A 25,619-nucleotide genomic window follows, 5' to 3' on the forward strand; every position below is an offset into this window, starting at 1 on the left:
GGTGACGAGAGAACTGCAACGGACAGTCCGCGTTCCGCCGGAACCACGATTTCGTCACGTTGCGCGACAAGCGGCCTCACCGCGACGCGGAAGTGTTACTGAGTGACGGTTGGGGGAGGAGAATTCGTTGTTTCGGCAACTGTGGGTTCGTGCGCACGGTTGTAGTTGAGAACTTGGTTGCATCTTGTCGATCGATGCGAACCGCCCGCCGCAACGACAGTCGGCTCCCTCTCCCCGTTCTTCACGGGGAGAGGGTTGGGGTGAGGGGCAACGGCACGGGAAGTGCAAGTCTTTCCCCGATGGCTTGTGATGAAAGAGCTAAGCTCGAACTGCGTCGGAGACGCGCGAGCCTCGAGCAGACTTCAGTTCTAACAACTAAGTCTGCCCATGTGGCTGCCCCTCACCCCGACCCTCTCCCCGTGAAGAACGGGGAGAGGGAGCGCACCGCCGTCGCGGTTGCAGCTCACGGCTTATTCGCTCGTTTCTCATGGAGGAAATCGGCAGAATTTAGCTAAACCCTGCAGGCCTGCCAACCACCTACGCCGCCAGCGCGCCGTCATCAACCGCTTCGGCGTAGAAGGCGATGGTCTCGTAGCGGTAGTCGCAGAGGCGGCAGTGCCAGAGATAGGCGGTGCGGCGGCCATCCTTCTCGACCCAGGACGGCAGCGCGATCGGCTCGCCGCATTGGGCGCAAGGATTGTTGCGCGGCATGTCGAGGACGCGCACGGCGGGTTGCGGGCTGTCGATGCCTCGGAAATGGATGTTAGTTGATGCGATGTCGGCTGGCTTCGCGGCCATGACGCGCTCCCTCTCTGTTCAGTCTTTTTGAATGAGTCAGGCTTGCTGTCGAACTGACAGGTCTCATCATAGCCGCATGGCCACCGGTTTGCACGCGCCGGGATGCCGCGCGACATCCGACCTCACGCGGATGCGATCGATGTGTTCGATTCAGTGAGCGGCAGAATCGACCGCCGGTTCCACGGCATGCCGGACGCCAGCCTTGCGCAGATGGATGGTGGCGATGTCATCGGCATAGACTTTCTGCCAGCCATCGACATGGTCGAGCAGCTTGGTGGCCGCGCTCTGGGTGCGCAGCAAGGTCGCCTCGATCTGGTAGTCCTTCAGCAGGCGGAACAGATTGTCCGGCTCCATCAGGCCTGACGCGGCGTTGTGATCGACGAAGAATTTTTCACCATAGAGCTCGGTGCGGCCGTCGATGAACGGCGCCACGCCGGCCGAGATCAGATAGCCACCGAAATCGTAGTCGTTGAGGACGCGGGTGAGGTTGAGCTTCTTGAGCTCGGTCACCGCCGCAACCGGCGTGCCGCGCAGGTTGGGCGCAAAGGAGAGGATCGGCGCCGAGGCGAAGGTGGCCATGCAGAGCGCGAGCACGACCGCGGCCGTCAGCAACGCCCGCGCACCGCCGGCTGTTTGCGTCGGCTCTCCGTTGGATTGCCGCGCCAATGGCGATGCGAGCACCAGCGGGCCGACCAGCGCCAGGATTTCCGCAGCGCGCCCCTGCGCCAGCGCCATGTGCAACAGGCCGAGCAGCATCAGGATGCGCACCGGCGGCAGCCGGACGCCGTGAAACAGCGCAAATCCGATCGCCATCAGCAGGCAGATCTCGAACGGACCGAGGCCCTGGAAATCAGCCGCCTTCCATTCCACGATCAGCGGCAGCGCCTCGCCGAGCGACAGGATCTTCTGCGACGCGAGCAGCGCGTTCCAGCCATAGGGCGTGCAGCAGCTCGCGGCCAGTGCCAGCGCGGCGAAGGCGGCCCAGCGCAGCGCGAGCGCACGGCGGGCGTGCGGCTCGGCATTCACCAGCGCATCGAGCGCGGCGGGTGCGATGAAGAACAGGCCGAACACGAAGCCGCCGTGCAGATTGGCCCACAGCGCCAGCAGCAGCACCATCGCGATCGGCGGCGCCTCCTTGCGGTCTGCGGCGTCGATCAGCCCGGCCATCCAGGCCACCAGGATCGGAAACGCCAGCACGTGCGGCCGCGCCAGCAGGTGCGGCAGGCAGAGCAGGAACGCGGCGACCACGAACACCAGCGTCGTGCTGTCGCGCAGCTGTCGGCTCAAGGCGCGCGCGAGCAGCGCGAAGGCGAGCGCAATGGCGGAAGCCGCCAGCACCACAGGGCCGGTCCAGCCGGCGATGGCGTAAGCGCCGGCATAGGCGACCTGCGCCAGCCATTGCGTCGAGATCCACGGCGCGCCGCGCATGGTGAAGGAATAGACGTCGACCTCGGGAACCGCGCGATGGTCGATGATCCACTGTCCCACCGTGATCTGCCACAGCGTGTCGGGATCGTTGAGCAGCCGGTTGCCGGAGATCAGCAGCAGCGCGTAGACGCCGGCGCCGACCCACAGCGCGAGCTGCGCGTGCGCCGGACGGGCGGTCGCTTCGGAGTGGGTGACGGACAGCGTCATTGCGGCAAGAGCCCTGATCGGGAGACGTCCGCCACCCAAGCACGCCGGCCATAATTCGGGGTAAATCCCGGAAACCATCGTGCCCAAACCGGCGTCATCGCCGCATTTCGGCCATAATATCGCCCGGCGTTCGCACCAATTACGGTGCGTAAAGTGTAAACGCGTGCCGGGGGGCCTGCTTGGCACGCGCGTTGGTTCCCGGGGGATCCTGACACATGAAACGTCTCGTGCTGACGGCCTGCCTGGCGGGCCTTGCCATGGCTGGTCACCTGCCGTCGGTCATGGCGGCCGAGGATGCGACCACCGCATCGGACACGGCCGGCAAGGCCCGGTCCGGCAAGATCAAGCTGGCGCACGTCCGTGCCGACAGCATCAAGGATTTCGCCGCGCGCAGCGCCGTGACCAAGGCCGCGCGCGAGGTCGAGGCGATCGAGGCGGTGAGCAGCGCCGACACCACCCAGCCGATGGATGCCAATGCCGCCGCGCCGGCCGATGCCGACGCCCTCCCGGCCGAGCCCGCCGCCGAGCCGCGCGAGACCGAGCGCCGGGCTGCGGACATCAAGCCCAAGCACATGAACACCGGCCATCCGCATATCGATGCGCTGGTCGCCGTTCATGCCGCCGCCAACAACATTCCGGAATCGCTGATTCACCGCGTCATCGTGCGCGAGAGCAAGTACCAGAAGGACCTCGTCGGCAGTTGCGGCTGCATCGGCCTGATGCAGATCAAGCTCGGCACCGCGCGCGGCCTCGGCTACACCGGCGATGCGGCCGGCCTGCACGATCCGAACACCAACCTCACCTATGGCGTGCGCTATCTCGCCGGCGCCTATCGCGCCGCGCGCGGCGATCACGACCGCGCGGTGGCCTATTTCGCCAAGGGCTATTACGAGGTGGCCAAGCGGCAGCGCCTCGCCGATTCCAGGCCCTCCCTCCGGCCGGTGCGCGTCAGCGCGCCGCTCGACATCACGCCGAAGATCGCCGGCAGCCGCCACGCCCGCGCGCACTGACGCGATTTGGTTCCTAACGGCCGTACACCGTGTTTCCATGACACTCCGTTGACACGGGGCCGTATCGGTCTATTTTAAGCGCGTTCCGAGGGGAGCTCCGAGGGGGAGCTGAGATACCGCAGCGTGAATGCGGTGACCCTTTGAACCTGATCCGGGTCATGCCGGCGAAGGGACAGGGATGCAGCAGACGCTTACGCGCGGGGATGTCCCCGTATCCATCATCGGTGCAGGCATTGCAGGCGCCTGGCAGGCGCTGCTGTTCGCGCGCGCCGGTCACGACGTGACCCTGCACGAGCGCAGCGACGCCGCGCTGATGCTCTCCACCAGCCATTGGGCCGGCGGCATGCTGGCGCCGTATTGCGAAAGCGAAATCTCCGAGCCCGTCATCAGCCGGCTCGGCCTCGCCTCGCTCGACATCTGGCGGCGCGAGATGCCGGAGACGCCGTTCAACGGTTCGCTGGTGATCGCCCATGCCCGCGACCGCGCCGATTACGACCGCTTCGCCCGCCGCACCTCGGGCTATCAGCGGCTCGACGCCGCGGCTCTCGCCGCGCTGGAGCCGTCGCTGGAGGGCCGCTTCCGCGAGGGCCTGTTCTATCCGACCGAGGGCCATGTCGAGCCGCGCCGCGTGCTGCCGAGGCTGCACCAGAGGATCGTCGAAGCCGGCGGCCGCGTGCTGTTCAACAGCGCGGTGAGCGCTGATGATCTCGATGGCTTGGTGATCGACTGCCGCGGGCTCGAGGCGAGAGACGCCGAGCCGGAGTTGCGCGGCGTCAAGGGCGAGATGATCCTGATCGAGACATCAGAGGTGCAGCTGGCGCGGCCCGTGCGGCTGATGCATCCGCGCTTTCCGCTCTATCTGATCCCGCGTGAGGACAACCTGTTCATGCTCGGCGCAACCTCGCTCGAGGCCGAGGACACCGGCGTCAGCCTGCGCTCGGCGCTGGAGCTGCTGGGCGCCGCCTACTCCGTGCATCCCGCGTTCGGCGAGGCGCGCATTCTCGAATTCGGCTCCGGCTTGCGGCCGGCCTATCCCGACAATCTGCCGCGCATCACGGTGCAGAGCGAGCGCGAGATCCGCGTCAACGGCCTCTACCGGCACGGCTTCCTGATCTCGCCGGCGCTGGCGCAGGCGACGCTCAACTATGTCGCGCATGGCCAGATCGACAACGAGGTGATGCGATGCGCGTGACGGTCAATGGCGAAGCCCGTGACATCAGCGCCACCAGCGTCGCCGCGCTGCTCTCCGAGCTCGACTACGAAGGCACCCATTTCGCGATCGCGCTGAACTACGACGTCGTGCCGAAGAGCCGCTGGGCCGAAACGGCGCTGAACGCCGGCGACGAGATCGAGATCATCACGCCGCGGCAGGGAGGGTGATGGCCGTGAGACGCGCGCTCTGGCCTCAAACTCCGCCGTCGTCCCAGCGAAAGCAGGGACCCATAACCACCGGCCGCAGTGATGGCGCTCGGTCTCTCCCATCGTGCCGCCACGCGAGATCACGCGGTATGGGTCCCGGCGTGCGCCGGGACGACGGCTTCGTTCGGAGCGACACCGTCCGTAACGACGGAGACAACTAATGCCTACATTCTACGACAAGACCTTCACCTCGCGCCTCCTCATCGGCTCCGCGCTCTACCCCTCGCCCGCGATCATGCAGGACGCGATCCGGGCCTCCGGCGCTGAGATCGTCACCGTGTCGCTGCGGCGGGAGGCCGCGGGCGGCAAGAGCGGTGATGCATTCTGGAAGCTGATCAACGCGCTCAATGTCACGGTGCTGCCGAACACCGCCGGCTGCCGCAGCGTGCGCGAGGCGGTGACGACCGCCAAGCTCGCGCGTGAATTGTTCGGCACGAACTGGATCAAGCTCGAGGTGATCGGTGACAACGACACCCTGCAGCCCGACGTCATAGGCCTGGTCGAGGCCGCCACCATCCTGATCAAGGACGGTTTCGAGGTCTTCCCCTATTGCACCGAGGATCTGACGGTGGCGACACGCCTGGTCGATGCCGGCTGCAAGGTTGTGATGCCCTGGGCGGCGCCGATCGGCTCGGCGAAGGGCATCATCAATCGCGACGCGCTGAAGCTCTTACGCGACCGCCTGCCCGACATCACGCTCGTCGTCGACGCCGGCCTCGGCGCGCCCAGCCACGCCGCGGAAGCGCTGGAACTCGGCTACGACGCCGTGCTGCTGAATACCGCGATCGCCAAGGCCGCCGACCCCGTCGCGATGGCCCGGGCCTTCAGGCTCGGCTGCGACGCCGGCCGCACCGCCTACGAGGCCGGGCTGATGGACGCCCGCGATTTCGCTTCCCCCTCCACCCCTGTCGTTGGGACCCCGTTCTGGCATGCCGTATCCTGATCGCTTCTATCCCGTCGTCGACAGCCTCGCCTGGGTCGAGCGCCTGACCAAGCTCGGCGTCGGCACCGTGCAACTGCGTGCCAAGGATCTCAATGACGGCGAGGCGCTGCAGATCGTCACCGACGCGCTCGCCATCACCAGGGGCACGGCGACGAAGCTTATCGTCAACGACTACTGGCGCGCCGCCGTCGTCGCCGGCGCCGAGCATGTCCATCTCGGCCAGGAGGATCTGGCGGAGGCCGACGTCAAGGCGATCAAGGACGCTGGCCTCACGCTCGGCCTCTCGACCCATGACGATGCCGAGCTGGAGACTGCGCTCGCGGCCCAGCCCGACTACGTCGCGCTCGGCCCGATCTTCCCGACCACCTTGAAGGCGATGCGCTTCGCGCCGCAGGGCATCGCGAAGATCGGCGTGTGGAAGCAGCGCATCGGCAACATCCCGCTGGTCGCGATCGGCGGCATCAAGCTGGAGCAGGCCGCGGAGATCTTCGCCGCCGGCGCCGACTCCATCGCCGTCGTCAGCGACGTCACCCAGAACCCCGACCCCGACGCCCGAATCCGCGCCTGGCTCGATGCGGTGAGGGAGCCGGCGTGATGCCCCACTCGCTCCACCGTCATTGCGAGCGAAGCGAGGCAATCCAGGGCCGCGGGTGCCGCCCCGGATTGCTTCGTCGCAAGTGCTCCTCGCAATGACGTCCCCCATTCACTCCGACAACAACAATTGAGAAGGAGGATCCCATGAACATCCGCTCCAATCCCGACACCACCCTGCCCGCCGTCACGACCGGCCCGCTGCCGTCCTCGCGCAAGATCTACGCGACACCTGACGCCGCGCCCGACCTGCGCGTGCCGCTGCGCGAGATCATCCTCTCCGAGGGTGCGGGCGAGCCGAACCTGCCCGTCTACGACACCTCCGGTCCCTACACAGATCCGTCCGTGACGATCGACGTCAACGCCGGCCTGTCGCGCGCCCGCTCCGCATGGGTGCTGGAGCGCGGCGGCGTCGAGGAGTATGAGGGCCGCGACATCAAGCCGGAGGACAACGGCAATGTCGGCGCCGACAAGGCGGCGAAGGCCTTCGTTGCGCATCACAAGCCGCTGCGCGGCCTCGACGGCCACAAGATCACCCAGCTCGAATTCGCCCGCGCCGGCATCGTCACCAAGGAGATGATCTACGTCGCCGAGCGCGAGAATCTCGGCCGCAAGCAGCAGCTGGAGCGCGCCGAAGCCGCGCTCGCCGACGGCGAGAGTTTTGGCGCCGAGGTCCCCGCCTTCATCACCCCGGAGTTCGTACGCTCCGAGATCGCGCGGGGACGCGCCATCATCCCCTGCAACATCAACCACGCCGAGCTGGAGCCGATGATCATCGGCCGCAACTTCCTCACCAAGATCAACGCCAATATCGGCAACTCGGCGGTGACCTCTTCAGTGGAAGAGGAAGTGGACAAGATGGTGTGGGCGATCCGCTGGGGCGCCGACACCGTGATGGACCTCTCGACGGGCCGCAACATCCACACCACGCGGGAATGGATCCTGCGCAACTCGCCGGTGCCGATCGGCACCGTGCCGATCTACCAGGCGCTGGAGAAGTGCAACGGCGATCCGGTGGCGCTGACCTGGGAGCTCTACAAGGACACCCTAATCGAGCAGTGCGAGCAGGGCGTCGACTACTTCACCATCCACGCCGGCGTGCGGCTCGCCTACATCCACCTCACCGCGAGCCGCGTCACCGGCATCGTCTCGCGCGGCGGCTCGATCATGGCCAAGTGGTGCCTCGCGCATCACAAGGAGAGCTTCCTCTACACCCATTTCGACGAGATCTGCGACATCATGCGCAAGTATGACGTCTCGTTCTCTTTGGGCGACGGCCTGCGCCCCGGCTCGATCGCCGACGCCAACGATCGCGCGCAGTTCGCCGAGCTGGAGACGCTGGGCGAGCTCACCAAGATCGCCTGGGACAAGGGCTGCCAGGTCATGATCGAAGGCCCCGGCCACGTGCCGATGCACAAGATCAAGATCAACATGGACAAGCAGCTCAAGGAGTGCGGCGAAGCGCCGTTCTACACCTTGGGGCCGCTGACCACCGACATCGCGCCGGGCTACGACCACATCACGTCAGGCATCGGCGCCGCCATGATCGGCTGGTTCGGCTGCGCCATGCTGTGCTACGTGACGCCGAAGGAGCATCTGGGTCTGCCCGATCGCAACGACGTCAAGACCGGCGTCATCACCTACAAGATCGCCGCCCACGCGTCTGATCTGGCCAAGGGCCACCCCGCCGCGCAGCTGCGCGACGACGCGCTGTCCCGCGCCCGCTTCGAGTTCCGCTGGACCGACCAGTTCAACCTCGGCCTCGACCCGGACACCGCCAAAAGCTTCCACGACGAGACTCTGCCGAAGGAAGCCCACAAGGTCGCGCATTTCTGCTCGATGTGCGGCCCAAAGTTCTGCTCGATGAAGATCACCCAGGACGTCCGCGACTACGCGGCGACGCTGAATGATCCCGCTACGGTCGGCATGACCATCAGCGGCACCATCGAGGACGGCATGGCCCAGATGAGCGCCAAGTTCAAGGAAATGGGCGGCAGCGTTTATCTGGATGCTGACAAGGTGAAGGAGAGCAACAAGGCGTTGTCCTGACGCCGCGCGCAGCTCTCTCCATCGTCATGGCCGGGCTTGACCCGGCCATCCATCAAAGCCGGGCGCAAGCCCGGCTTTTTGCTCATGTTGCTGCAGTTGTCGAACGATCCAATCCTTCGTTCTCGTTAAATGTACGCGCCATCTTGGCCTTTCGAAGCAGGTGCTGCGCAAACAAAATCAGTTCAAGAGAAAGCAAAGGGTCGTCTATCCATTTGAACTCGTGCGTAACTGGATTGCGGATTCCTAGCATTGCACCCGCATATAGCTGCAGATAACCCTTTTGCTCATCCTGTTCGGAGGTTGTTTTACGTTCGCTCCAAAAGAGGAGCGGATTCGCAGTACTAAATACTTGTTGCATTAGCGGCGTCCCAGATACTCCAAGAGCATTCGACTTCTGTTGAACATACTTTTCAACAGCCTTGAACGCTTCTTGAACAGCGAGCGAATAGTGCCCGGACGCGTAAAGATCGCGAGAGACGGATTCAATTTCAACTTCTGTAACGGCGCGGATGTAAATACTTACCGGACCGGAGTCTTCACTCAACCGAGGAAGCGCAAGCATTCGCGGAGCTGGCAGCGCGAGAACGGTCTGGGCTAATCCCACTTCCAGGATATGTTCTTGTAGCTGCTTTATGCGCTCAAGAAAGTGGCTTATCATACAGGTAACGCCTCATCGCTGAAAAAATTGACTCGATCTGCTCTCCCGTCGCGTCTGCACTGATATGAATTTGAACATTTACGTTAAGCGGCATCAAGTCGAGTTGCCTCGCGTTCGGAGCGACTTCGGTCGATTTTATCTGCTTAGATGGCTTAGCCTTTGCTGCTTTTGGCGCTTCAGCGGACCCCTTTTGCGCTGAGGCTCCTTTCGAAGGACTCTCGCTAGGCGTTCTGCTACCCATCATAAGATAGGTCGCAGCCTTATTTCCCGCTGTACCGCTGCCGAGTCCTTCATGCGTAAACCACGCTATGGCCTTCTGCCGGTTCTGATCCTCCGGCGGAGCAACGTGCAGTAGTCCTTCAGGGTATACAGACGCCAAGATTTCCTGCACTGCAGCGGAATAAGTCTCGTTGTTGCGCCAACGTAAAGCAACCGCTGTCGCCTTGCCTTCTTCCGTGAGAATTCCCACGCGTTTAAGTTCACTAAGATATTGTCGAGCGGCAACTTCCTGAACACCGAGCTGAACGCCAAGAAAGCGATCATCTATCGTAACCGTAGGGGTTCGCTGCAGAATTCCTCTTAGTCCCCACCAGACGGTGGCAGGTATTTGCGGATAGCTATTTTTATCAGCCATTTCACTCCCCATGTAACTTGCTTCACAAGCAATCCTCTTACTAAGGTATATATTTCCAATGAACTTCAAGGGGAAGTTGCATTTTTTCCTGTTATATTCCTCTCCGTGATATGAGCCACGGGAGAGCAAAAGAGATCATAATATGCCTTTTCGGACTTACGCAGAACTCAACAGACAATCTCAGAAGAACTAAAAGGCGCCACTCAAACTCTCGGGTCGGTTCAATATGCTCAGACTCGGAGTTGCGCATTTCACTTTTTATAGAGGCATAGGCTTCGTGCCCATCCACCACATCCCCGCCCCATCGCACATCAAAGCCCCTCCGCTGTCGTTCGGGACCCGCGTCGGCGATCTCCTCTTCATCTCTGGCATTCCAGGCTTCGATACCCACGGCAACCTGCCCGATGAGTTCGAGGCGCAGTTCGCCAATGTCGTGACCAACTTCACGCGCGTGCTGAGCGAGGGCGGCGCTGGCATCAGCGATCTCGTCAAGGTCAACGTGCTGCTGACGCGCGCGGGCGATGTGGCGGCGATGAACCGGCTCTATGCTGCGGCGTTCGGGCCGGCGCCGTATCCGGCACGCACGACGTGCGTGGTGGTGGCGCTGCCGGATCCGAAGATGCTGATCGAGATCGAAGGTGTTGCGGCGGTGGCTGGGGCATAGCAGTGTGGCAGGCCTTGTTGTTGGACCACAAGCGCCTTGCACGGTGCGCGTGAATGCGCCCTCGCCCCTTGTGGGAGAGGGCATGTAGGACAGCGCGGCTAACTCGGTTGGGTGAGGGGTTCGCATCCACGAGATCACCTGCCGAGAGAAACCCCTCACCCAACCGAATGCGCGGACAGGCCTTGCATGCCCTCTCCCACAAGGGGCGAGGGCGCTGTATCTGGCAGCCCAGAGCTCGGCGGCATTGCGGTGAACATTCACGGACGCTTGCGACCGGACGGCAGGCACGCCGCCGCCCTGGCGGCGGTCGCTTTGCCCATCCTACACGCCCCGAGCAGCATCGGCGGCCGACTCACACTTGTCATTGCGACGCGGGCCGTGGTTGAATACCGCCGGGGCGGGGGAATGCCGGCGATGTTCATTGCATATTTCAGGGCGGCGCTGGATCGGACCCCGCGCTTGCAACTCGCTGGTGCAGCGCTCTTGCTGACGGCTGGCTGCTCATCGGTCCCGACCCAGACCGAAGCCGCAAAGCCGCCGGAGGCGCCGCGCCCCGGCTACGCCGCGTTGCATGTCGGCAGGCCCATGGGAAGAAACGTCAGCATCTTCCCCATCAATATTCAGATCGACGGCAAGACAGTCGCCTCGCTGACACCTGGCCGTTACACCACCCTCGAGCTCACACCCGGCAAGCACACCATCGGAGTGCCGGACGATACGTGGAGCGGCGCAACGGCCGGCACACCGCATCCCGCCGATTTCGTCGCAGCCGCCGGAAAGACCTATTATGCCGTGCCGACGCATTGGTTTGCCGGCAACGATCAACGCGTCACGATGGTCGGCTCAGCCGTCGTCGTCGATCGCGTGGCCCATCAGCAGGTCGGCTTTGCCGTTCAGGAGACCCCACCGGCGGAGTTTGCCAGCCTGAACTTCACATCGTCGCCATAGGGCTCCGCAAGCGAGACCACTGTCCCTCGAACCTTCGCTCTCAGACATCGACGATGACCGCTCGGTTCGAAATCCTGCCCGCATGGGCGGCCTAGGAGGCCGCCCGCGCCGTCATTCGCTCGAAGTCATGCTGCGCTTGCGGCCGAACGGTGGGCACGCTGCCGCCCTTCGAGCGGCAGCTTTGCTCACCCTACGGTACGAACAGAAACTGCGCATCGCTGCCCATTCCCGTTGCAACCCTGCGTCGTCCTGACCCACGCCCTGCTATTTCTCCTCTTGCGTACATTTAAATTTTAAATATTATGAAATAATCGGAAACATTATATTAGAAACTGCCGAAATAAATGTTTCATTCATGGCCCTCTCACGCCCTGCCCGGTCTGCTGCGGACGGCCGCCGCACCGGTGCTGGCGCCCATCCGCGATGCCTTCCGGACGCAGGTCTATCCGCTCGGCTACGTGCCCTCGCATGACGGCATGCGCGGGCTGATGACCTTGGGCGTGGTCACGGCGCATGTGTCGCACACGCTGGTACCGGGCGCGGTGCTGTATATCGACCTGTTCTTCGTCGCCAGCGCCTATTACATCACCGGCCTCTTGCTGCGGGACGTCGACAAGCACGGCCGCATCCGGTTTCGCGAGTTCTACGCCCGGCGCTTCGCGCGGATCGTGCCGCCGCTGCTGCTGATGCTCGCGGCCTATCTGCTGTTCACCTGGCTGCTGCGGCCGCCGTTCCTGCCGGCGCTGGAGCGCGCCGCGATCGCACTCGGCTACATCGCCAACTACTGGTACGTATTCGATCCCAAGACGATCGAGGACATCGGCCACACCTGGACCTTGTCGACCGAGGAGCAGTTCTACCTGCTGTGGCCGCTGACCTTCGCGCTTCTGGTGAAGCGCTTCGGCGTGACATGGCGGCTGGTCGGCGCCATCTGTGCCATTGCGGCAGCGATCTGGGCGTGGCGCGTATCACTGGTCGCCGGCGGCGCCGAGTGGCGGCGGCTCTACACCGCATTCGACACCCGCGCCGATGCGCTGATGGCAGGCTGCGCGATGGCGGTCGTGCTGCGGCTGGTGCCGCACGGCGCGTATCCCGCGCTCGACCGGCTGTGGCCGAAGCTGGCGTGGCCGCTGCTGCTCTACTGGGGCACGATCACGTTCGTGTTCTGGGCGGCGGACGGGCCAAGCATGAACTACTATCTGTTCGGCAGCATGGTGTGCGGCGTGCTCCCCGGCATCCTCGTGCTGACCCTGCTGGGCCGCAGCCAAGGCACAATTCTGCACCGCATCTTCGAGCAGCCGGCCGCCATCTTCCTCGGCCGGATCTTCTACGGCATCTATCTCTGGCACCTGCCGATCCTGAATTTCCTCGACAGCTACGGCGTCTGGTGGCCGATGCGGCTCGCGATCGGGCTGCCGCTGTCGATCGTCGCCGCGACCTTGTCCTATGCCGTGCTGGAGCGGCGCTTCCTGCGCAAGGCAGCAGCCTCGCGACCACCCGCGGCACGGGCCTCCGTCACTGCCGCCATGCCGTCGCTGGCCCCGGGATCCCTCGCGCATGCCGAGCAGACCGTCGCAGAGTTGAAGCCGGCGCCGCGACCGACAGCCACCGTCGAGGCACGGCTGGCCTAGCTGAGACGCAGCCTCGCGCTGCCTCAGCCATGCAGGAGCGACAACGCATGTCCGCTCGCGCGGATTTGCCGCACGCGGCGGGCGCGGCTGCCTTCAAAATGATCGAGACCGCACCGACACCGCGTCCCGGGAAGGGGCTACTTTGTTGCCGGAGTTTGTCGATGCCTCGTTTCACCACGATCTGTATTGGCTCATGCGTTACCGCAGCCTTGCTTGCCGCCACGCCCGCTAGGGCCGGCTATTACATCCTGCGCTGGGACAATTCCGGGATCTGCCAGGTCTGGAGCGAAGCGTTCGCCTTCAAGCCGCCGCCGTGGCCGTCGCGCTACAAGGTCATCAGCCGTCTCGTGCCGACCTTCAACGACGCGGTCACGCTTCAGGTGAAGCTGCGGCGCGAGGGACGCTGCACGCTCTGAAGCCGCAGGGCGGGCGCCGCATTTGCACGCCAGGAGGCGCGCCTCGCACCTCATCCGTCGTGACAGCAGCGTGTCGTCTTGTCCGTGCTGACATCGCTGTGAACGGCGCCCCATCGCGGCTTGCGCCGCGCGCCCTTTTGTCGCACCACTTTCGCCCGAGGCCTGCCTAGCGCAGGCCTTCACGCCAGCCCGCGACCGCGGGCGGCTTTTGTTTGCTTGAGGAGATTGACGATGCGTCGCTTGACCACTCTCGTCGTTGCTGCGGCCCTGTCGGCTGCGTCCGTCACTGCGCCGGCCCTCGCCGCGCCTGCGCCCAAGAGCGGCTATTACGTGATCCGCTGGGACAACACCGGCATCTGCCAGATCTGGAACACCGAGCTGCAGTCGAAGCCGGTCGAATGGCCCTCGACCTACAAGATCGTCTCCAAGCCGGTGCCGACCTTCGTGGAGGCGACCAACATCCAGCTCAAGCTGCGTGAGGAGCGCCGCTGCTTCCTGTAAGCCGAACGCGCAAGGGGTGCCGCCCGGCCGCAGCGTCATGGACCGCCTGCCCGATCAGTTGCAGCCCGGCCTGCGCCTCGTGTTCGTCGGCACCGCCGCGAGCGAACGCTCGGCTGCGACCGGCCACTACTACGCGCATCCCGGCAACCGCTTATGGCCCACGCTGCACGCGACGGGCCTGACGCCGCGGCTGTACCGGCCGGAGGAGTTTCCGGCGCTGCTCGCGCTCGGCATCGGGTTCACCGATCTGTGCAAGCACGGCGCCGGCATGGACCATGTCGCGTTGAAAGCCGGCGTCGACATCGCGGGCTTCGCGGAGAAGATCCGACGCTACCAGCCGCGCACCGTCGCTTTCACCAGCAAGAAGGCCGCGAGCCTGTTCTACGGCAGACCGACCAGCGCGATCGGGTTGGGGCAGCAGCCGGAGCAGGAGGATTTTCCGACCACGTTCGTGCTCGCCTCCCCATCCGGCGCCGCGTCGGGCGCGTGGACGTTGCAGCCGTGGCAGCAGCTGGCGGCGCATGTCGTCGGGACGAACTGATATGCGGCGCGCCAATGATGATCGGTAGGGTGGGCAAAGCCACCGCCCGCAGGGCGGTCGCGTGCCCACCACGCATCCGCGCACTCGGAAGCAATGGTGGGCACGGCGCGCGAGACATCGCAGCAAACCCGATCCACGCGAGCGCGCCTTTGCCACCCTACGGACTCGGGCGCAGCATCGGGCGCGTGGACGTTACGGCCGTGGCGCGAGCTTGCGGCGCAGCTCGTGAAACTGGACATGTTGACAGCTCAGCCGCGGTAAGGAACCTGGGCCGACATCAAGGAGGATCTCTGCGTGCGCCATGTGAATGTATCAGCCAGCGTGCTCATTTCTCTCGCCGTCCTGTTCGCGCTGTTGCCTTGCGATACGTACGCCGAGGATCACGCCCGACAGGGAATCCAGGCGGCCAATCTGGCGGCGCGCCTGCCCGCCGACTATCGCCGGCAAATCGCCGACTATGTCCGTGTACGCAACGGCTACGTCCTTCGCGATGCTCAGATATCAACGCCCTACGAACGCTGGGGCGGACTGTTCGCCGGTGGCACCTTCATCGCCATATGCGTCGTGCTGCATCGGGACAACATGCTGGGCATGGTGGTCCAGGACAACCATGTCCTGACTTTCGAGGGCGGGAAGCTCCACGAGGTAGGAAAAGGCACGGAATCCTGCGAAGGTCTTTCTCGCTTTACCGAGCTGATGCAGCCGCCGGCGGCAACGCAGCCCCAGCGTAGCGGACCTGCCACGCCGGCGCAGCGCGCTCCGAAGCCGCCCGCCCCGGGTGGCTCCCGGACCTGATCTTCGAGCGCCGCATCGGCCAAATGACGATGAACTACGCGACGCCCGACGGGCAATTCCCGCATGCCGCCATGCGCGAACTGCCCGTCGTGTTAGTTTGCCGCAGAGATCGCCCTTGTCACGTCGGGCAAATCAGGACGATGTTCTCGCTCAACCCGCCTCGAGCAGAGGGACGTACGCGTCGTCACGAACGTGAGGTGGGCTGCGATGGACGTGACATCCGTGCTTGACGAGCGCGGTTGGCACGGACGGCGAAGTCGTGTGGTCCTGGCCTCTCGACGCTGAGGTCAAGTTCGCTGCCGATGCTGTGACGGCTCGCGCGGGCGATGGGGGCAAGAAAGCCGATCCCCAGGGAGAGCACGAAGGACACCGTTAAAACCAGTCGCGCGGGGAAGGCCGGGATGTCCCAGCCGAACCTGTGGTACTGCCGCCTGCATTTTTTTCTGCAGGCGGGCCATGGGGGCGGCAGGCTCCCGGCCTTCTCCGCGCCCTCTCATTGTTGGGAGGGCGATGACGAATGCATGATCCGGGCACGATGTGCAGCGGGAAGGCGATGTCGCGTGTCATGAGTTGCCGCAACCGTCACCCCACCCTCACTGTCGTCCCGGACAAGCGCGCGGCACGCGCGCGCCGATCCGGGATCCATAACCCCAGGGAGTAGTATGAGGCACGATAGCCGCTCCATCTCGCCCAGCCACGCTCGGCACGGCGTATGGGTCCCGGGTCAGCGTCCACCAACGCTTCGCGTTGGTGGCCTTGCCCGGGACGACATCGTTTTTGTGGTCAGCGGCGGTGGTAAGGCGGAACGCATGTCTGTGGAGCCCGGCTCAGGGCCGGGACCACATCGTTGTTAGTTGCGATGCGCCGATTGCCCCAACTACCTGATCGTGATCGCCAGGCCCGACAGGTCGACGTTCGCCAGCAGGCCGACCTGCTCGCCCGAGAGCTCGAGTACCGCGCCCTTCTGGTTGGTCAGAATGATGCCGCGCACGCCGCGGCCGACGGCGAGGCCCGCGCCGGCGGCGCCGTAGACGCCCTCGACGTCGGACGGACGCCAGATGTTGCTGACGCGGCCGCGCAGCACGGTGCGCGAGCCGCCGAACACCAGGCCGTAGTCGATGCCGCCGGTCGACAGCGGATAGGCGCGGCCGTGGAAGTTCAGCACGCCGCTGCCGCCGGAGCCGCCGATGATCCATCCCGCCTTGTAGATGGTCAGCGTGATGAAGCCACCATCCGCGTGCGCCGTGGCCGGCAGGATGGCGCCGGCTGCGGCCGTCAATGCCACCAGCAGACCGCGAAGCGAGGATGCAATTGTCATGGATGAAGTCTCCAGCGAAGTGATTTTGCGACGTGAACTACGAAGATGCGAAACCGAGGTCGGTCGATGGCCCAGGGACCATCATGTCTGACGATCATGCCCCACCAAGCGAATCGATCGGGCCGAATTTAGCCGTTTGCGCGGCGGGACGCACAGCGTGTCGCACATGTGGTCGAAATACCGCTGCAGCGCCGCATGGGGCGGCGATCGGATTTGAACCGGTTCCATGACGATCGACACGAAGGGGTGGCCGGGCCCAAGCCCGACCGGGCTCCGGCTCACGCACGACCCGGGGCGCATCATTCGTATGATCATTTGAGGAGCCTTACTGATGAAACGCATTTCGCTGTTGTGTGCCACCGCCGCCATTGCCGGAGCCGCGCTATCCGCCGCTACGCCCGCCAGCGCCGCGCCCTATCACCTGATCCGCTGGAACGACACCGGCTTCTGCCAGGTGTGGGACAATGGCGTGCCGACCACGCCGTGGCCGGGCAACTATCAGTCGATGACCACCAAGGTGCCGACCGTCATCGAGGCGCTGGCGATGAAGGAGCATCTGCTCCGCCACGGTCACTGCAAGTTCTGATCGCCCCTCTCCGACCACGCACCGGGGCGGAGCGGCTGCAGCTTCTCCGCCCAAATTCGTCGAGACCCGCGCGAAACCATGGCACTTTCGGGGTATTCGGGCCCGCACGGCGGCTACGGGCCGTTTGTTAAGGCCCCATTAACCTTGTCCGACCACGGTGATTTACGGGCTGGATGTTCAGTTGGTCTCGATGTTTTCGCGTCGTTCAGTATCGGCGCGGGCGTTGATCGGGAGGAGTTATGTCGCAAGAGTTGTCAGCCGAAGCCGCGAGTCCTTCGCTGGTTCCCATCGCAATGCCGCCGTCGCCGTCCGCGACGGAGGTTCTGCCGCTGTTGATCGGCACGCCATTGTCCGAGATCGAGCGCGAGCTGATCGTCCAGACGCTGGCGCACTGCAACGGCAATCGCACCCACGCCGCCAGGCTGCTCGGCATGCCCGTCCGCACCCTGCGCAACAAGATCCGCAGCTACACGGCCGACGGCATCTCGGTGCCGGCCTATTCGGCCTGAACCAACGCCGGCCGCGCGACCGCCCGTCGCGTGGAACTGATCAGGATGCGGCGCCGATTGATGTTGATCAATCGGCCCCGCAGCCCTGCTGCAATTGCTGCCGTCGTCGCCGCTCTGTTAGGCTTCGCCACGAATCAGCGGTTTGTAGCGGAGTTGCGGTAGTGGCAAGGAATCCGGCCGGACGCGGCCTGCAGGGCCCCGTGGGTCCACGTGGCCCGCAAGGGCAGCCCGGACGGCGCGGACCGGATGGTCAGCGCGGCAAGCCGGGTCCTGACGGCAAGGCCGGGCCGCACGGCAAGCCCGGTCCGCAGGGACCGCGCGGCGAAGCCGGCAAGCCCGGTCCACAAGGAGCAGCCGGACCGCAGGGTCCGCGGGGCGAACCAGGTCCGCCGGGCACGCTGCCGACGATCGATCAGCTGATGCCCTGGCTGGAGCAGATCTTCGCCGCCTACGACGAGTACAAGCGCAACAGGGATCGCGAGGCGCATGAACGCGACGCGCAGCTCGTCGCTGTGCGCGACATCTTCGCGTCGTCCGAGCACGACGAGGCGCTGGAGGAAGCCTTCGAGGACGACGATCCGCACGAGATCGACGTCCCCAAGAAGAAGAAAAAGAAGAAGCACAAGAAAAAGAAGCGCGGCAAGCACGCCCGTGACGAGGACCACGGCGACCGCGACGGTGACGAGCGCGATCACGGCGACGACGGCTTCTGAAATCGCCCAGTGCGACGCAACGTGCGCTTGGCGGACTGGTGTTTGGCGGACTAGCGCTTGCCGAAGCGGATCTCCGAGCGCTCGCGCGCCTTGGCGGCCTCGATCTCGCGATCCCGCGGCGCGGCCTGGGTCTGCAGCGAGGTGAGCAGCCGCCGCGCCGCGTCGGCCACCTCCTCCACCGCGCGTGCGAAGGCGGCCTCGTTGGCCTGCGACGGTGCGCTGAAGCCGGACAGCTTGCGCACGAATTGCAGCGCCGAGGCCTGGATTTCGGCTTCCGTGGCCGGTGGCTCGAAATTGAACAGCGTCTTGATGTTGCGGCACATGACGGTTGAATCCGGTGCTGAACCAAGTCGTCCGATGTGCTATCATGCCCCTGAGGCGGCCGAAAGAGTCGCGCACAGATCAGGGGGAATCCATGCTTCGACCGTTCGCCGCCGTCGTTTCCGCGTTCGTCGTTCTTTGCGCGCCAGCCCGCGCCGCCGACTACCCCGCCCCGAAGCAGGGCGATGTCGTCATCAAGGATTTCAAGTTCCACACCGGCGAGACGCTGCCGGAGCTGAAGCTGCACTACACCACGGTCGGCGAGCCCACCGGGCAGCCGGTGCTGGTGCTGCACGGCACCGGCGGTTCGGGCGCCAGCATGCTGGTGCCGAGCTTCGCCGGCGAATTGTTCGGCAAGGATCAGCCGCTCGACGCGACCAAATACTACATCATCATTCCCGACAGCGTCGGGCACGGCAAATCCTCAAAACCCTCGGACGGGCTGAAGACCAAGTTCCCCGCCTATGACTACGCCGACATGGTCGATGCGCAGCACCGGCTGCTCACCGAGGGTCTCGGCATCAAGCATGTCCGCCTGATCATCGGCAATTCGATGGGCGGCATGCACAGCTGGGTGTGGGCGACGCGCTATCCGGAATTCATGGACGTGGCGGTACCGATGGCCTCGCAGCCCACCGAGATGGCCGCCCGCAACTGGATGCTGCGCCGGATCATGCTGGAGACGATCCGCAACGACCCCGACTACAATGGCGGCAACTACACGGCACAGCCGCGCATGATGAAATATGCCGTCACCGCCTACGGCACGGCGACGGCCGGCGGCACCATCGCGTATCAGCTGGCCGCGCCGACTGCCGCCAAGGCCGACAAGATGGTCGACGAGCGGCTGGCGACGCCGATACCGGCCGATGCGAACGACTTCATCTATCAGTGGGACTCGTCGCACGACTACAATCCGTCCGCCGATCTCGAGAAGATCAAGGCGACGGTCCTGCTGATCAACTCCGCTGACGACGAACGCAATCCACCGGAGACCGGCGTCACCAGCGAGGCGATGAAGCGCATCGCGAATGGCAAGGTCCTGCTGATCCCGGCCTCCGCCGAAACGCGCGGACACCTCACGACGGGTAGCGCGAAGTTCTATGTCGAGCCGCTGCGCGAGCTGCTCGCCACGGCGCCGCAGCGGGGCATGTGAAACGGCGGAAGGAGCGAGCGATGCGCAGGATCATCGTGGCCGCCGTCGCGGCCGGCTCCGTCGCCTGCGCGACGCTCGCATTCGCGGTCGACAACGGGCAGTTCGAGAACGTTCCACCTGATGTGCGCGCCTGGTTCAAGAGCGTGATCGCGCCCAACGGCGTGCCGTGCTGCGACGTCTCGGACGGACATCGCACGAGCTACGATGTGCGCAACGGCATTTATTGGGTGCCGATCGAGGGGCGCTGGATGCCGGTGCCCGAGCGCGCCATTATCCGCGACCGCGGCAATCCGGTCGGCGAAGCCGTGGTCTGGTATGTCCATCACCGCGGCGACATCATCATCAGCTGTTTCGTGCCCGCCGATGCGGTCTGACGCGGGCGGATCCGGCAACCGAGGAGAAGAGCCTTGAACGACGCGCCCTCTGCCGATCTCGCCGCGATCTATCCGACGCCGAACGAGCGGGTGATCGCCAAGGTCCGGCCGGCGCTCGATGGTCACAGCCGCAAGTTCATCGCGATGTCGCCGTTCTGCGTGGTGGCGACATCGGGCAAGGACGGCGCCGTCGACGCGTCGCCCCGCGGCGGTCATCCGGGGTTCGTTCACATCGACGGCGACCGGCGGCTGCTGCTGCCGGACCGGGCCGGCAACAACAGGCTGGACACGCTCACCAACATCACCGCGGGCTCGGGGAAGGTGCAACTGATCTTCTTCGTGCCCGGGATCAACGAGACCGTGCGCGTTGGCGGAACGGCTTCGCTGTCGACCGAGCCGGAACTGCTCGCAAGGCTCGAGGAGTTCGGCAAGCCGCCACGCTCTCTGCTCGTCATCGACGTGCAGGAGGTCTACTTCCATTGCGGCAAGGCTATCATGCGATCCCGGCTCTGGTCGCAGGACGCGCAGGTCCCGCGCTCGGCGATGGCAAGCATCAGCGAGATCATTCACGATCAGACCAGCCTCGGAACGCCCGAGCCCCAGGACATCACCGACGCGCAGTGGCGCGAGCAATTATGAGAATGACATCCGTTCGCAGCGTGATGTCAGCAGATGGTCAGCTGCGAGCAGCTATCACGCGAACGGCAACCAGGCGCTGTTCGCGCCTTGATGCAGGTCAACAATCGTCGAGGCGGCAAAACCTAGGTATCAATGCGACGAATTTGTATCCTTGGACGAACCTCGCCGATGCCCGCGCTCTTCCGCGCTGCCCATCGTGGGTGGCCTTCCCGCTTCGCCGGCGCGCTGCTGGTGCTGGGAGCGGCGGCGTGCGGTCCGGCGCTTGCCGAGGACGTCAAGCTCACGCCTGAGCAGGCGCGCAATCTCGGCGTGCGCGTTACCCATCCGGTGCCGAGCCCGACCGACAAGACGCTGCCCTACCCCGCGCAGATCGTCATTCCCACGCCCCAGCTCTGGGTCGTCAGCGCGCCCGTATCCGGCATGGTCACGAACCTGGCCGTGGCGCGCGGCGATCGTGTCGGCGTCGGACAGAATCTGCTGACGCTGGAGAGCCCCAGCTTTGTCTCGCTGCAGCGCGAGTACCTGCACGCGCTCACGCAGGAGGTGCTCGCCGCGCAGCAGCTCAAGCGCAACGCCGACCTGTTCGAAGGCAAGGCGATCCCGCAGCGCGTGCTGGAATCCAGCCAGACCGAGGCGCGCCAGGCCAGCATCGTGGTTGCGGAACGACGGCAGATGCTGCACCTCAGCGGCCTTTCGGACGAGGCCATCGCGCGCCTCACCAACGAGGCCGCGATCAGCGCCACGTTGACCGTTGCCGCGCCGCAGGCCGCGTCCGTCGTGGAGATCGCGGTGTCTCCCGGCCAACGGATGGAGCAGGCGGCGCCGCTGGTGAAGCTCGCGCGCCTGTCGCCGCTGTGGGCCGAGATCGCCATTCCCGCCGCAAACATTGGCTCCATCAAGTCCGGCGCCAAGGTCGAGATCGACGGCTACGCGACGCCGGGGCGCGTCATCCTGGTCTCCGAGACCACCGACGCGGCGACGCAGACCATCCTGGTCCGCGCCGAGATCCCGAACAATGGCGAGCTGCATTCCGGACAGACCGCTGCGGCCCGCATCGGCTTCATCTCGGCGGGCGAAAGCGCCTGGGAAATCCCCTATGCCGGCCTGGTCCGCCGCGGCGAGCAGGCGTCGATCTTCGTCGCCATGGAGGGCGGCTTCCGGCAAGTGCCGGTGACGCTGCTCGCGGAAGATCAGGATCACGTCGTCGTATCCGGACCCATCGCCGCCAAAGACGATATCGCAATCGGCGGCATCTCGGCGCTTCGAGGCATCCTCTCGCGCCTAGGGCAATAGACCGATGCTGCAAAGGCTGGTCGCATTCGCATTGTCGCAGCGCCTGTTCGTCGTGCTCGGCGTGCTGCTGCTGCTCGGCGCTGGGGCCGTGGTCCTGCCAAGCCTGCCGATCGACGCCTTTCCGGACGTCTCACCGGTGCAGGTCAAGATCATCATGAAGGCGCCCGGCCTCACTCCGGAGGAGGTCGAGCAGCGCATCACCGTGCCGATCGAGCTCGAGCTGCTCGGCCTTCCCAACAAGAAGATCCTGCGGTCGACGACGAAATACGCCCTCGCCGACGTCACCGTCGAGTTCGAGGACGGCACCGACATCTACTGGGCGCGCAACCAGGTTTCGGAGCGGTTGTCGAACGTCTCGCGCGACTTTCCGGACGGCGTGAGCGGTGGCCTGGCGCCGATCACGAGTCCGCTCGGCGAGATGTTCATGTTCACGATCGACAGTCCCGAATTGTCGCTTGCCGAGCGCCGCAGCCTGCTCGATTGGGTGATCCGCCCGGCGCTGCGCACGGTGCCTGGCGTCGCCGACGTCAACGCGCTCGGCGGCCTCGTCCGCGCCTTCGAAATCGTGCCGCGAAACGATGCCTTGGCCGCCCGCGGAATCTCCTCCGAGCTGTTCCGCAAGGCGATCGAGGCCAACAGCCGCAACGACGGCGCGGGTCGCGTCAACCAGGGCGAGGACAGCGCGCTGGTCCGGATCGAAGGCAGCATCCGGACCATCGACGACATCAGGGCCATCGTCATCGAAAGCCGCGACGGCATTCCAGTTCGCGTCAGCGACGTGGCGCGCGTCAAGATCGGCGCGCTGACGCGCTATGGCGCTGTCACGGCGGACGGAAAGGGCGAAACTGTGGAAGGCCTCGTGCTCGGTCTCCGCGGCGCCAATGCCGGTCAGCTGGTGCGCGACGTGCGCGTGCGGCTCGAGCAACTGAAGCCATCTCTGCCGAGCAGCGTCAGCATCAACGTGTTCTACGATCGCAGCCGGCTGGTGAACCGCGCCGTCGGCACGGTGGTGCGCGCCCTCGCCGAGGCCACGGTGCTGGTCGTGGTCCTCCTGCTGCTCTTTCTCGGCAATTGGCGCGCTTCGCTGGTCATTGCGTTCAGCCTGCCGCTCGCGATCGTGATCGCCTTGATGGTGATGCGCGCCGTCGGAATGTCGGCCAATCTGATGAGCCTCGGCGGGCTTGCGATCGCGATCGGCATGCTGATCGATGCGCTCGTCGTCGTCGTCGAGAACATCGTGGGCAATCTCGGAAAGCGCGCCCCCGGCGAGACGTCACCCCTGATCCACCTCGTGTTTCGCTCGGTCTGCGAGGTCCTGCAGCCGGTCGCATCGGGTGTCCTGATCATCATCATCGTCTTCGTGCCGCTGCTGACCTTGCAGGGATTGGAGGGCAAGCTCTTCATCCCCGTCGCGCTGGCGATCATCTTCGCATTGGCCGCGTCGCTGCTGCTGGCGTTGACGGTGATTCCGGTGGCGACGTCGTTCGTGCTCAGATCTGCATCGCATCAGAATCCGTTGCTCATCCGCGCCGCGCAGCGCATCTACGCACCCGCCCTCGGCTGGGCGCTACGGAACGAGCGCACGGTGATCGTCGCCGCCGTGGTGAGCCTGCTGGCGGCCGGATACGGCTACACCCTGCTCGGCAAGACGTTCATGCCGACAATGGACGAAGGCGATGTCATCGTCAGCGTCGAGACGCTGCCGTCGGTCAATCTCGACGAGTCGATCGCGATCAACGGCAGGCTGCAGAGCACGCTGCTCAAGGTGCCCGACATCGCAGCGATCGTCGCGCGAACAGGATCCGACGAGCTCGGCCTCGATCCGATGGGACCGAACCAGACCGACACCTTCCTCGTGCTCAAGCCCGCCGACCAGCGGGTGAGCCAGGATCGCGAGGTCCTGCTGCAGAAGCTACGGGACGTGCTCGCCGGTTTTCCCGGCATCTCGCTGAGCTTCACGCAGCCCATCGACATGCGGGTGCAGGAAATGATCAGCGGCGTGCGCGGTGACGTCGCCATCAAGATCTTCGGCCCTGATATCGCCAAGCTCAACGACATTGCGGCCCGGCTTTCGTCGATGCTGTCCGGCATCGACGGCGCCGAGGACGTCTACACGACGTTGAACGAGGGGGCGCAGTACTACACGGTGGCGGTGAACCGCCTGGAGGCCGGACGTCTCGGGCTCACCGTCGATTCCATCGCCAACTCGCTGCGGACCCAGATCGAGGGACGTACCATCGGCACGGCGCTCGAAGACGGGCGTCGGACGCCGATCCTGGTCCGCGGCAGCGATACCACGCGGGAAGCGCCGACCCTGCTGGCGATGCTGCCGCTGACGCTGGCCTCCGGCCAGCACGTGGCGCTGTCACAGGTGGCGCGCATTCAGCGGGTCGACGGCCCGGTCAAGATCGATCGCGAGGACGGCAATCGGATGAGCGTGGTTCGCAGCAATGTGCGCGGCCGCGACATGGTCGGCTTCGTGCAGGCCGCCCAGCAGAAGGTGGCGGCCGAGCTTCAGCTTCCGGCCGGCTACCGGCTGACCTGGGGCGGACAGTTCGAGAACCAGCAGCGCGCCGCGGCGCGGCTTTCGGTGGTGGTTCCCGTCGCGATCGGCCTGATCTTCGTGCTGCTGTTCACGACCTTCGGCTCCGTCCGTCAGGCCATGCTCGTGCTGATCAACATCCCCTTCGCCCTGATCGGCGGTGTGTTCGCGCTGATCTCGACGGGCGAGTACCTCTCCGTGCCGGCCTCGGTCGGCTTCATCGCCCTGCTCGGAATTGCGGTCCTGAACGGTGTCGTGCTGGTGTCTCACTTCAACCAGCTCCGTGCTCATGGGCTGTCCGAGCAGCGCATCGTCGTCGAAGGCGCCATGCGCAGGCTTCGGCCGGTGCTGATGACGGCCAGCATCACTGCGCTGGGATTGATTCCGCTGCTGTTTGCCTCCGGGCCGGGATCGGAAGTTCAGCGTCCCCTGGCCATCGTGGTGATCGGCGGGCTGCTGTCGTCCACGCTGCTGACGCTCATCCTGCTGCCGATCCTGTATCGCCGCTACGGTGCGGCAACGAAGGATGCGACATGACGGCCCAAGCGGTCTGCCTGACACTGGTCGTGCCGCACGCTCTGCGCGGCGACGTCTTCGACTATCTCAGCGAGCAGGCTGATCTGGTCGCGGGCTTCACCGCTTCGGATGCCGCTGGTCACGGCGCACGCATCCGGCTGCGAACGGCCGCCGAACGCGTCAAGGGATACGCCGACGAGGTCGTCGTGCGTGTCGTGCTGCAGGAGAATGATTGCGAGCGGCTGCTCGACCGGATCAGAAGCACATTCGCCGGAACCAAGCTCGTCTATTGGGTCATGCCCGTCACAAGCTTTGGCGTCATCGACTGATCGTCCTTGCGTTTGCTCCACCGGCTGCCGATTCGAGGCTTTGAACAATCAGCCTCGAACCGACCGCGTCGCGAAACACAAATGCCGCCG

The 25,619-nt window shown here is 65.1% G+C and carries 28 protein-coding genes and 1 riboswitch; of the genes, 22 read left to right on the forward strand and 6 right to left on the reverse strand.

What is annotated here, in order from left to right; all coding sequences use genetic code 11:
* Nucleotides 1-537 precede the first annotated feature (537 nt).
* Nucleotides 538-798, reverse strand: coding sequence for a hypothetical protein (locus ACQR07_RS07725; RefSeq protein ID WP_434901702.1), 261 nt, complete (start codon nucleotides 796-798; stop codon nucleotides 538-540).
* Nucleotides 799-948: 150 nt separating this feature from the next.
* A complete protein-coding gene (locus ACQR07_RS07730) occupies nucleotides 949-2,433 on the reverse strand; it encodes a hypothetical protein (protein ID WP_434901703.1) in 1,485 nt (494 codons plus the stop codon).
* Nucleotides 2,434-2,648: 215 nt separating this feature from the next.
* On the opposite strand from ACQR07_RS07730, the gene ACQR07_RS07735 reads away from it, so the two are divergent.
* From ACQR07_RS07735 to thiC, 6 genes are all read left to right on the forward strand, one after another.
* A complete protein-coding gene (locus tag ACQR07_RS07735; RefSeq protein ID WP_434901704.1) occupies nucleotides 2,649-3,443 on the forward strand; it encodes a transglycosylase SLT domain-containing protein in 795 nt (264 codons plus the stop codon).
* A 78-nt stretch (nucleotides 3,444-3,521) separates the two neighbouring features.
* Nucleotides 3,522-3,633, forward strand: a riboswitch (TPP riboswitch).
* Entirely contained in the window at nucleotides 3,622-4,635 is a 1,014-nt protein-coding gene (locus ACQR07_RS07740; RefSeq protein ID WP_434901705.1) for an FAD-dependent oxidoreductase, read from the forward strand. (Overlaps the previous riboswitch by 12 nt.)
* Nucleotides 4,626-4,823 carry a sulfur carrier protein ThiS gene (gene thiS / locus ACQR07_RS07745; protein WP_434869054.1) on the forward strand — a complete coding sequence of 66 codons (198 nt, stop codon included), beginning with the start codon at nucleotides 4,626-4,628 and terminating at the stop codon, nucleotides 4,821-4,823. The genes ACQR07_RS07740 and thiS overlap by 10 nt, the downstream gene beginning before the upstream one ends.
* Nucleotides 4,824-5,022: 199 nt before the next feature.
* Complete coding sequence (locus tag ACQR07_RS07750) at nucleotides 5,023-5,805, forward strand: thiazole synthase (RefSeq protein WP_434901706.1); 783 nt, start codon at nucleotides 5,023-5,025, stop codon at nucleotides 5,803-5,805.
* Entirely contained in the window at nucleotides 5,792-6,400 is a 609-nt protein-coding gene (locus tag ACQR07_RS07755) for a thiamine phosphate synthase (protein WP_434901707.1), read from the forward strand. Before ACQR07_RS07750 ends, ACQR07_RS07755 begins: the two co-directional genes overlap by 14 nt.
* 143 nt (nucleotides 6,401-6,543) lie before the next feature.
* The gene (gene thiC, locus ACQR07_RS07760) at nucleotides 6,544-8,445 is read left to right on the forward strand and encodes a phosphomethylpyrimidine synthase ThiC (RefSeq protein WP_434901708.1); all 1,902 of its coding nucleotides are present in this window, start codon (nucleotides 6,544-6,546) and stop codon (nucleotides 8,443-8,445) included.
* A gap of 82 nt (nucleotides 8,446-8,527) precedes the next feature.
* On the opposite strand, the gene ACQR07_RS07765 is transcribed toward thiC, so the two are convergent.
* The gene (locus tag ACQR07_RS07765; protein ID WP_434901709.1) at nucleotides 8,528-9,103 is read right to left on the reverse strand and encodes a TIGR02391 family protein; all 576 of its coding nucleotides are present in this window, start codon (nucleotides 9,101-9,103) and stop codon (nucleotides 8,528-8,530) included.
* A complete protein-coding gene (locus ACQR07_RS07770) occupies nucleotides 9,084-9,737 on the reverse strand; it encodes a hypothetical protein (protein ID WP_434901710.1) in 654 nt (217 codons plus the stop codon). The genes ACQR07_RS07765 and ACQR07_RS07770 overlap by 20 nt, the downstream gene beginning before the upstream one ends.
* 277 nt (nucleotides 9,738-10,014) lie before the next feature.
* Here ACQR07_RS07770 and ACQR07_RS07775 point away from each other — a divergent pair, with 277 nt between their 5' ends.
* From ACQR07_RS07775 to ACQR07_RS07805, 7 genes are all read left to right on the forward strand, one after another.
* Complete coding sequence (locus ACQR07_RS07775; protein ID WP_434901776.1) at nucleotides 10,015-10,401, forward strand: RidA family protein; 387 nt, start codon at nucleotides 10,015-10,017, stop codon at nucleotides 10,399-10,401.
* Nucleotides 10,402-10,806: 405 nt separating this feature from the next.
* On the forward strand, nucleotides 10,807-11,349 hold the full coding sequence (locus ACQR07_RS07780; RefSeq protein ID WP_434901711.1) for a hypothetical protein: 543 nt from the start codon (nucleotides 10,807-10,809) through the stop codon (nucleotides 11,347-11,349).
* A 344-nt stretch (nucleotides 11,350-11,693) separates the two neighbouring features.
* Nucleotides 11,694-12,980 carry an acyltransferase family protein gene (locus ACQR07_RS07785; RefSeq protein WP_434901712.1) on the forward strand — a complete coding sequence of 429 codons (1,287 nt, stop codon included), beginning with the start codon at nucleotides 11,694-11,696 and terminating at the stop codon, nucleotides 12,978-12,980.
* Nucleotides 12,981-13,141: 161 nt separating this feature from the next.
* Entirely contained in the window at nucleotides 13,142-13,396 is a 255-nt protein-coding gene (locus tag ACQR07_RS07790) for a hypothetical protein (RefSeq protein WP_434901713.1), read from the forward strand.
* Nucleotides 13,397-13,627: 231 nt separating this feature from the next.
* Nucleotides 13,628-13,897 carry a hypothetical protein gene (locus ACQR07_RS07795; protein ID WP_434869063.1) on the forward strand — a complete coding sequence of 90 codons (270 nt, stop codon included), beginning with the start codon at nucleotides 13,628-13,630 and terminating at the stop codon, nucleotides 13,895-13,897.
* 37 nt (nucleotides 13,898-13,934) lie between these two features.
* Nucleotides 13,935-14,438 carry a mismatch-specific DNA-glycosylase gene (locus ACQR07_RS07800; protein WP_434901714.1) on the forward strand — a complete coding sequence of 168 codons (504 nt, stop codon included), beginning with the start codon at nucleotides 13,935-13,937 and terminating at the stop codon, nucleotides 14,436-14,438.
* A 294-nt stretch (nucleotides 14,439-14,732) separates the two neighbouring features.
* Nucleotides 14,733-15,233: a hypothetical protein gene (locus tag ACQR07_RS07805; RefSeq protein ID WP_434901715.1), complete on the forward strand. Its 501-nt coding sequence runs from the start codon at nucleotides 14,733-14,735 to the stop codon at nucleotides 15,231-15,233.
* 877 nt (nucleotides 15,234-16,110) lie between these two features.
* On the opposite strand, the gene ACQR07_RS07810 is transcribed toward ACQR07_RS07805, so the two are convergent.
* Entirely contained in the window at nucleotides 16,111-16,551 is a 441-nt protein-coding gene (locus ACQR07_RS07810) for a hypothetical protein (RefSeq protein WP_434901716.1), read from the reverse strand.
* Nucleotides 16,552-16,882: 331 nt separating this feature from the next.
* On the opposite strand from ACQR07_RS07810, the gene ACQR07_RS07815 reads away from it, so the two are divergent.
* From ACQR07_RS07815 to ACQR07_RS07825, 3 genes are all read left to right on the forward strand, one after another.
* Complete coding sequence (locus ACQR07_RS07815; RefSeq protein WP_434901717.1) at nucleotides 16,883-17,137, forward strand: hypothetical protein; 255 nt, start codon at nucleotides 16,883-16,885, stop codon at nucleotides 17,135-17,137.
* A gap of 239 nt (nucleotides 17,138-17,376) precedes the next feature.
* Nucleotides 17,377-17,646 (forward strand): helix-turn-helix domain-containing protein, encoded by a 270-nt coding sequence (locus tag ACQR07_RS07820; RefSeq protein WP_434871127.1) that lies wholly within the window; start codon nucleotides 17,377-17,379, stop codon nucleotides 17,644-17,646.
* A gap of 161 nt (nucleotides 17,647-17,807) precedes the next feature.
* Entirely contained in the window at nucleotides 17,808-18,359 is a 552-nt protein-coding gene (locus tag ACQR07_RS07825; protein ID WP_434901718.1) for a collagen-like protein, read from the forward strand.
* 50 nt (nucleotides 18,360-18,409) lie between these two features.
* Here ACQR07_RS07825 and ACQR07_RS07830 read toward each other — a convergent pair whose 3' ends face one another.
* Nucleotides 18,410-18,682, reverse strand: a complete 273-nt coding sequence (locus tag ACQR07_RS07830) for a DUF2277 domain-containing protein (protein WP_434871129.1) — start codon at nucleotides 18,680-18,682, stop codon at nucleotides 18,410-18,412.
* 92 nt (nucleotides 18,683-18,774) lie between these two features.
* Here ACQR07_RS07830 and ACQR07_RS07835 point away from each other — a divergent pair, with 92 nt between their 5' ends.
* The 6 genes from ACQR07_RS07835 to ACQR07_RS07860 all read left to right on the forward strand — a co-directional run bounded on the left by ACQR07_RS07835 (nucleotide 18,775) and on the right by ACQR07_RS07860 (nucleotide 25,529).
* Nucleotides 18,775-19,836, forward strand: coding sequence for an alpha/beta fold hydrolase (locus tag ACQR07_RS07835; RefSeq protein WP_434901719.1), 1,062 nt, complete (start codon nucleotides 18,775-18,777; stop codon nucleotides 19,834-19,836).
* 20 nt (nucleotides 19,837-19,856) lie between these two features.
* A complete protein-coding gene (locus ACQR07_RS07840) occupies nucleotides 19,857-20,210 on the forward strand; it encodes a hypothetical protein (protein ID WP_434871131.1) in 354 nt (117 codons plus the stop codon).
* Between the two features lie 33 nt (nucleotides 20,211-20,243).
* The gene (locus tag ACQR07_RS07845) at nucleotides 20,244-20,849 is read left to right on the forward strand and encodes a pyridoxamine 5'-phosphate oxidase family protein (protein ID WP_434901720.1); all 606 of its coding nucleotides are present in this window, start codon (nucleotides 20,244-20,246) and stop codon (nucleotides 20,847-20,849) included.
* Between the two features lie 168 nt (nucleotides 20,850-21,017).
* Nucleotides 21,018-22,142: an efflux RND transporter periplasmic adaptor subunit gene (locus tag ACQR07_RS07850; protein WP_434901721.1), complete on the forward strand. Its 1,125-nt coding sequence runs from the start codon at nucleotides 21,018-21,020 to the stop codon at nucleotides 22,140-22,142.
* 4 nt (nucleotides 22,143-22,146) lie between these two features.
* Entirely contained in the window at nucleotides 22,147-25,221 is a 3,075-nt protein-coding gene (locus ACQR07_RS07855) for an efflux RND transporter permease subunit (RefSeq protein ID WP_434901722.1), read from the forward strand.
* Nucleotides 25,218-25,529, forward strand: coding sequence for a DUF3240 family protein (locus ACQR07_RS07860; RefSeq protein ID WP_434901723.1), 312 nt, complete (start codon nucleotides 25,218-25,220; stop codon nucleotides 25,527-25,529). Before ACQR07_RS07855 ends, ACQR07_RS07860 begins: the two co-directional genes overlap by 4 nt.
* Nucleotides 25,530-25,619 lie beyond the last annotated feature (90 nt).

It is taken from the genome of Bradyrhizobium sp. HKCCYLS20291 (assembly GCF_051167715.1).
Lineage (GTDB): Bacteria > Pseudomonadota > Alphaproteobacteria > Rhizobiales > Xanthobacteraceae > Bradyrhizobium.

Coding starts and splice junctions, on each gene's coding strand:
- ACQR07_RS07725 (WP_434901702.1), bottom strand. CDS start 798: ATGGCCGCGAAGCCAGCCGACATCGCATCAACTAACATCCATTTCCGA.
- ACQR07_RS07730 (WP_434901703.1), bottom strand. CDS start 2,433: ATGACGCTGTCCGTCACCCACTCCGAAGCGACCGCCCGTCCGGCGCAC.
- ACQR07_RS07735 (WP_434901704.1), top strand. CDS start 2,649: ATGAAACGTCTCGTGCTGACGGCCTGCCTGGCGGGCCTTGCCATGGCT.
- ACQR07_RS07740 (WP_434901705.1), top strand. CDS start 3,622: ATGCAGCAGACGCTTACGCGCGGGGATGTCCCCGTATCCATCATCGGT.
- thiS (WP_434869054.1), top strand. CDS start 4,626: ATGCGCGTGACGGTCAATGGCGAAGCCCGTGACATCAGCGCCACCAGC.
- ACQR07_RS07750 (WP_434901706.1), top strand. CDS start 5,023: ATGCCTACATTCTACGACAAGACCTTCACCTCGCGCCTCCTCATCGGC.
- ACQR07_RS07755 (WP_434901707.1), top strand. CDS start 5,792: ATGCCGTATCCTGATCGCTTCTATCCCGTCGTCGACAGCCTCGCCTGG.
- thiC (WP_434901708.1), top strand. CDS start 6,544: ATGAACATCCGCTCCAATCCCGACACCACCCTGCCCGCCGTCACGACC.
- ACQR07_RS07765 (WP_434901709.1), bottom strand. CDS start 9,103: ATGATAAGCCACTTTCTTGAGCGCATAAAGCAGCTACAAGAACATATC.
- ACQR07_RS07770 (WP_434901710.1), bottom strand. CDS start 9,737: ATGGCTGATAAAAATAGCTATCCGCAAATACCTGCCACCGTCTGGTGG.
- ACQR07_RS07780 (WP_434901711.1), top strand. CDS start 10,807: ATGCCGGCGATGTTCATTGCATATTTCAGGGCGGCGCTGGATCGGACC.
- ACQR07_RS07785 (WP_434901712.1), top strand. CDS start 11,694: ATGTTTCATTCATGGCCCTCTCACGCCCTGCCCGGTCTGCTGCGGACG.
- ACQR07_RS07790 (WP_434901713.1), top strand. CDS start 13,142: ATGCCTCGTTTCACCACGATCTGTATTGGCTCATGCGTTACCGCAGCC.
- ACQR07_RS07795 (WP_434869063.1), top strand. CDS start 13,628: ATGCGTCGCTTGACCACTCTCGTCGTTGCTGCGGCCCTGTCGGCTGCG.
- ACQR07_RS07800 (WP_434901714.1), top strand. CDS start 13,935: ATGGACCGCCTGCCCGATCAGTTGCAGCCCGGCCTGCGCCTCGTGTTC.
- ACQR07_RS07810 (WP_434901716.1), bottom strand. CDS start 16,551: ATGACAATTGCATCCTCGCTTCGCGGTCTGCTGGTGGCATTGACGGCC.
- ACQR07_RS07815 (WP_434901717.1), top strand. CDS start 16,883: ATGAAACGCATTTCGCTGTTGTGTGCCACCGCCGCCATTGCCGGAGCC.
- ACQR07_RS07820 (WP_434871127.1), top strand. CDS start 17,377: ATGTCGCAAGAGTTGTCAGCCGAAGCCGCGAGTCCTTCGCTGGTTCCC.
- ACQR07_RS07830 (WP_434871129.1), bottom strand. CDS start 18,682: ATGTGCCGCAACATCAAGACGCTGTTCAATTTCGAGCCACCGGCCACG.
- ACQR07_RS07835 (WP_434901719.1), top strand. CDS start 18,775: ATGCTTCGACCGTTCGCCGCCGTCGTTTCCGCGTTCGTCGTTCTTTGC.
- ACQR07_RS07840 (WP_434871131.1), top strand. CDS start 19,857: ATGCGCAGGATCATCGTGGCCGCCGTCGCGGCCGGCTCCGTCGCCTGC.
- ACQR07_RS07850 (WP_434901721.1), top strand. CDS start 21,018: ATGCCCGCGCTCTTCCGCGCTGCCCATCGTGGGTGGCCTTCCCGCTTC.
- ACQR07_RS07855 (WP_434901722.1), top strand. CDS start 22,147: ATGCTGCAAAGGCTGGTCGCATTCGCATTGTCGCAGCGCCTGTTCGTC.
- ACQR07_RS07860 (WP_434901723.1), top strand. CDS start 25,218: ATGACGGCCCAAGCGGTCTGCCTGACACTGGTCGTGCCGCACGCTCTG.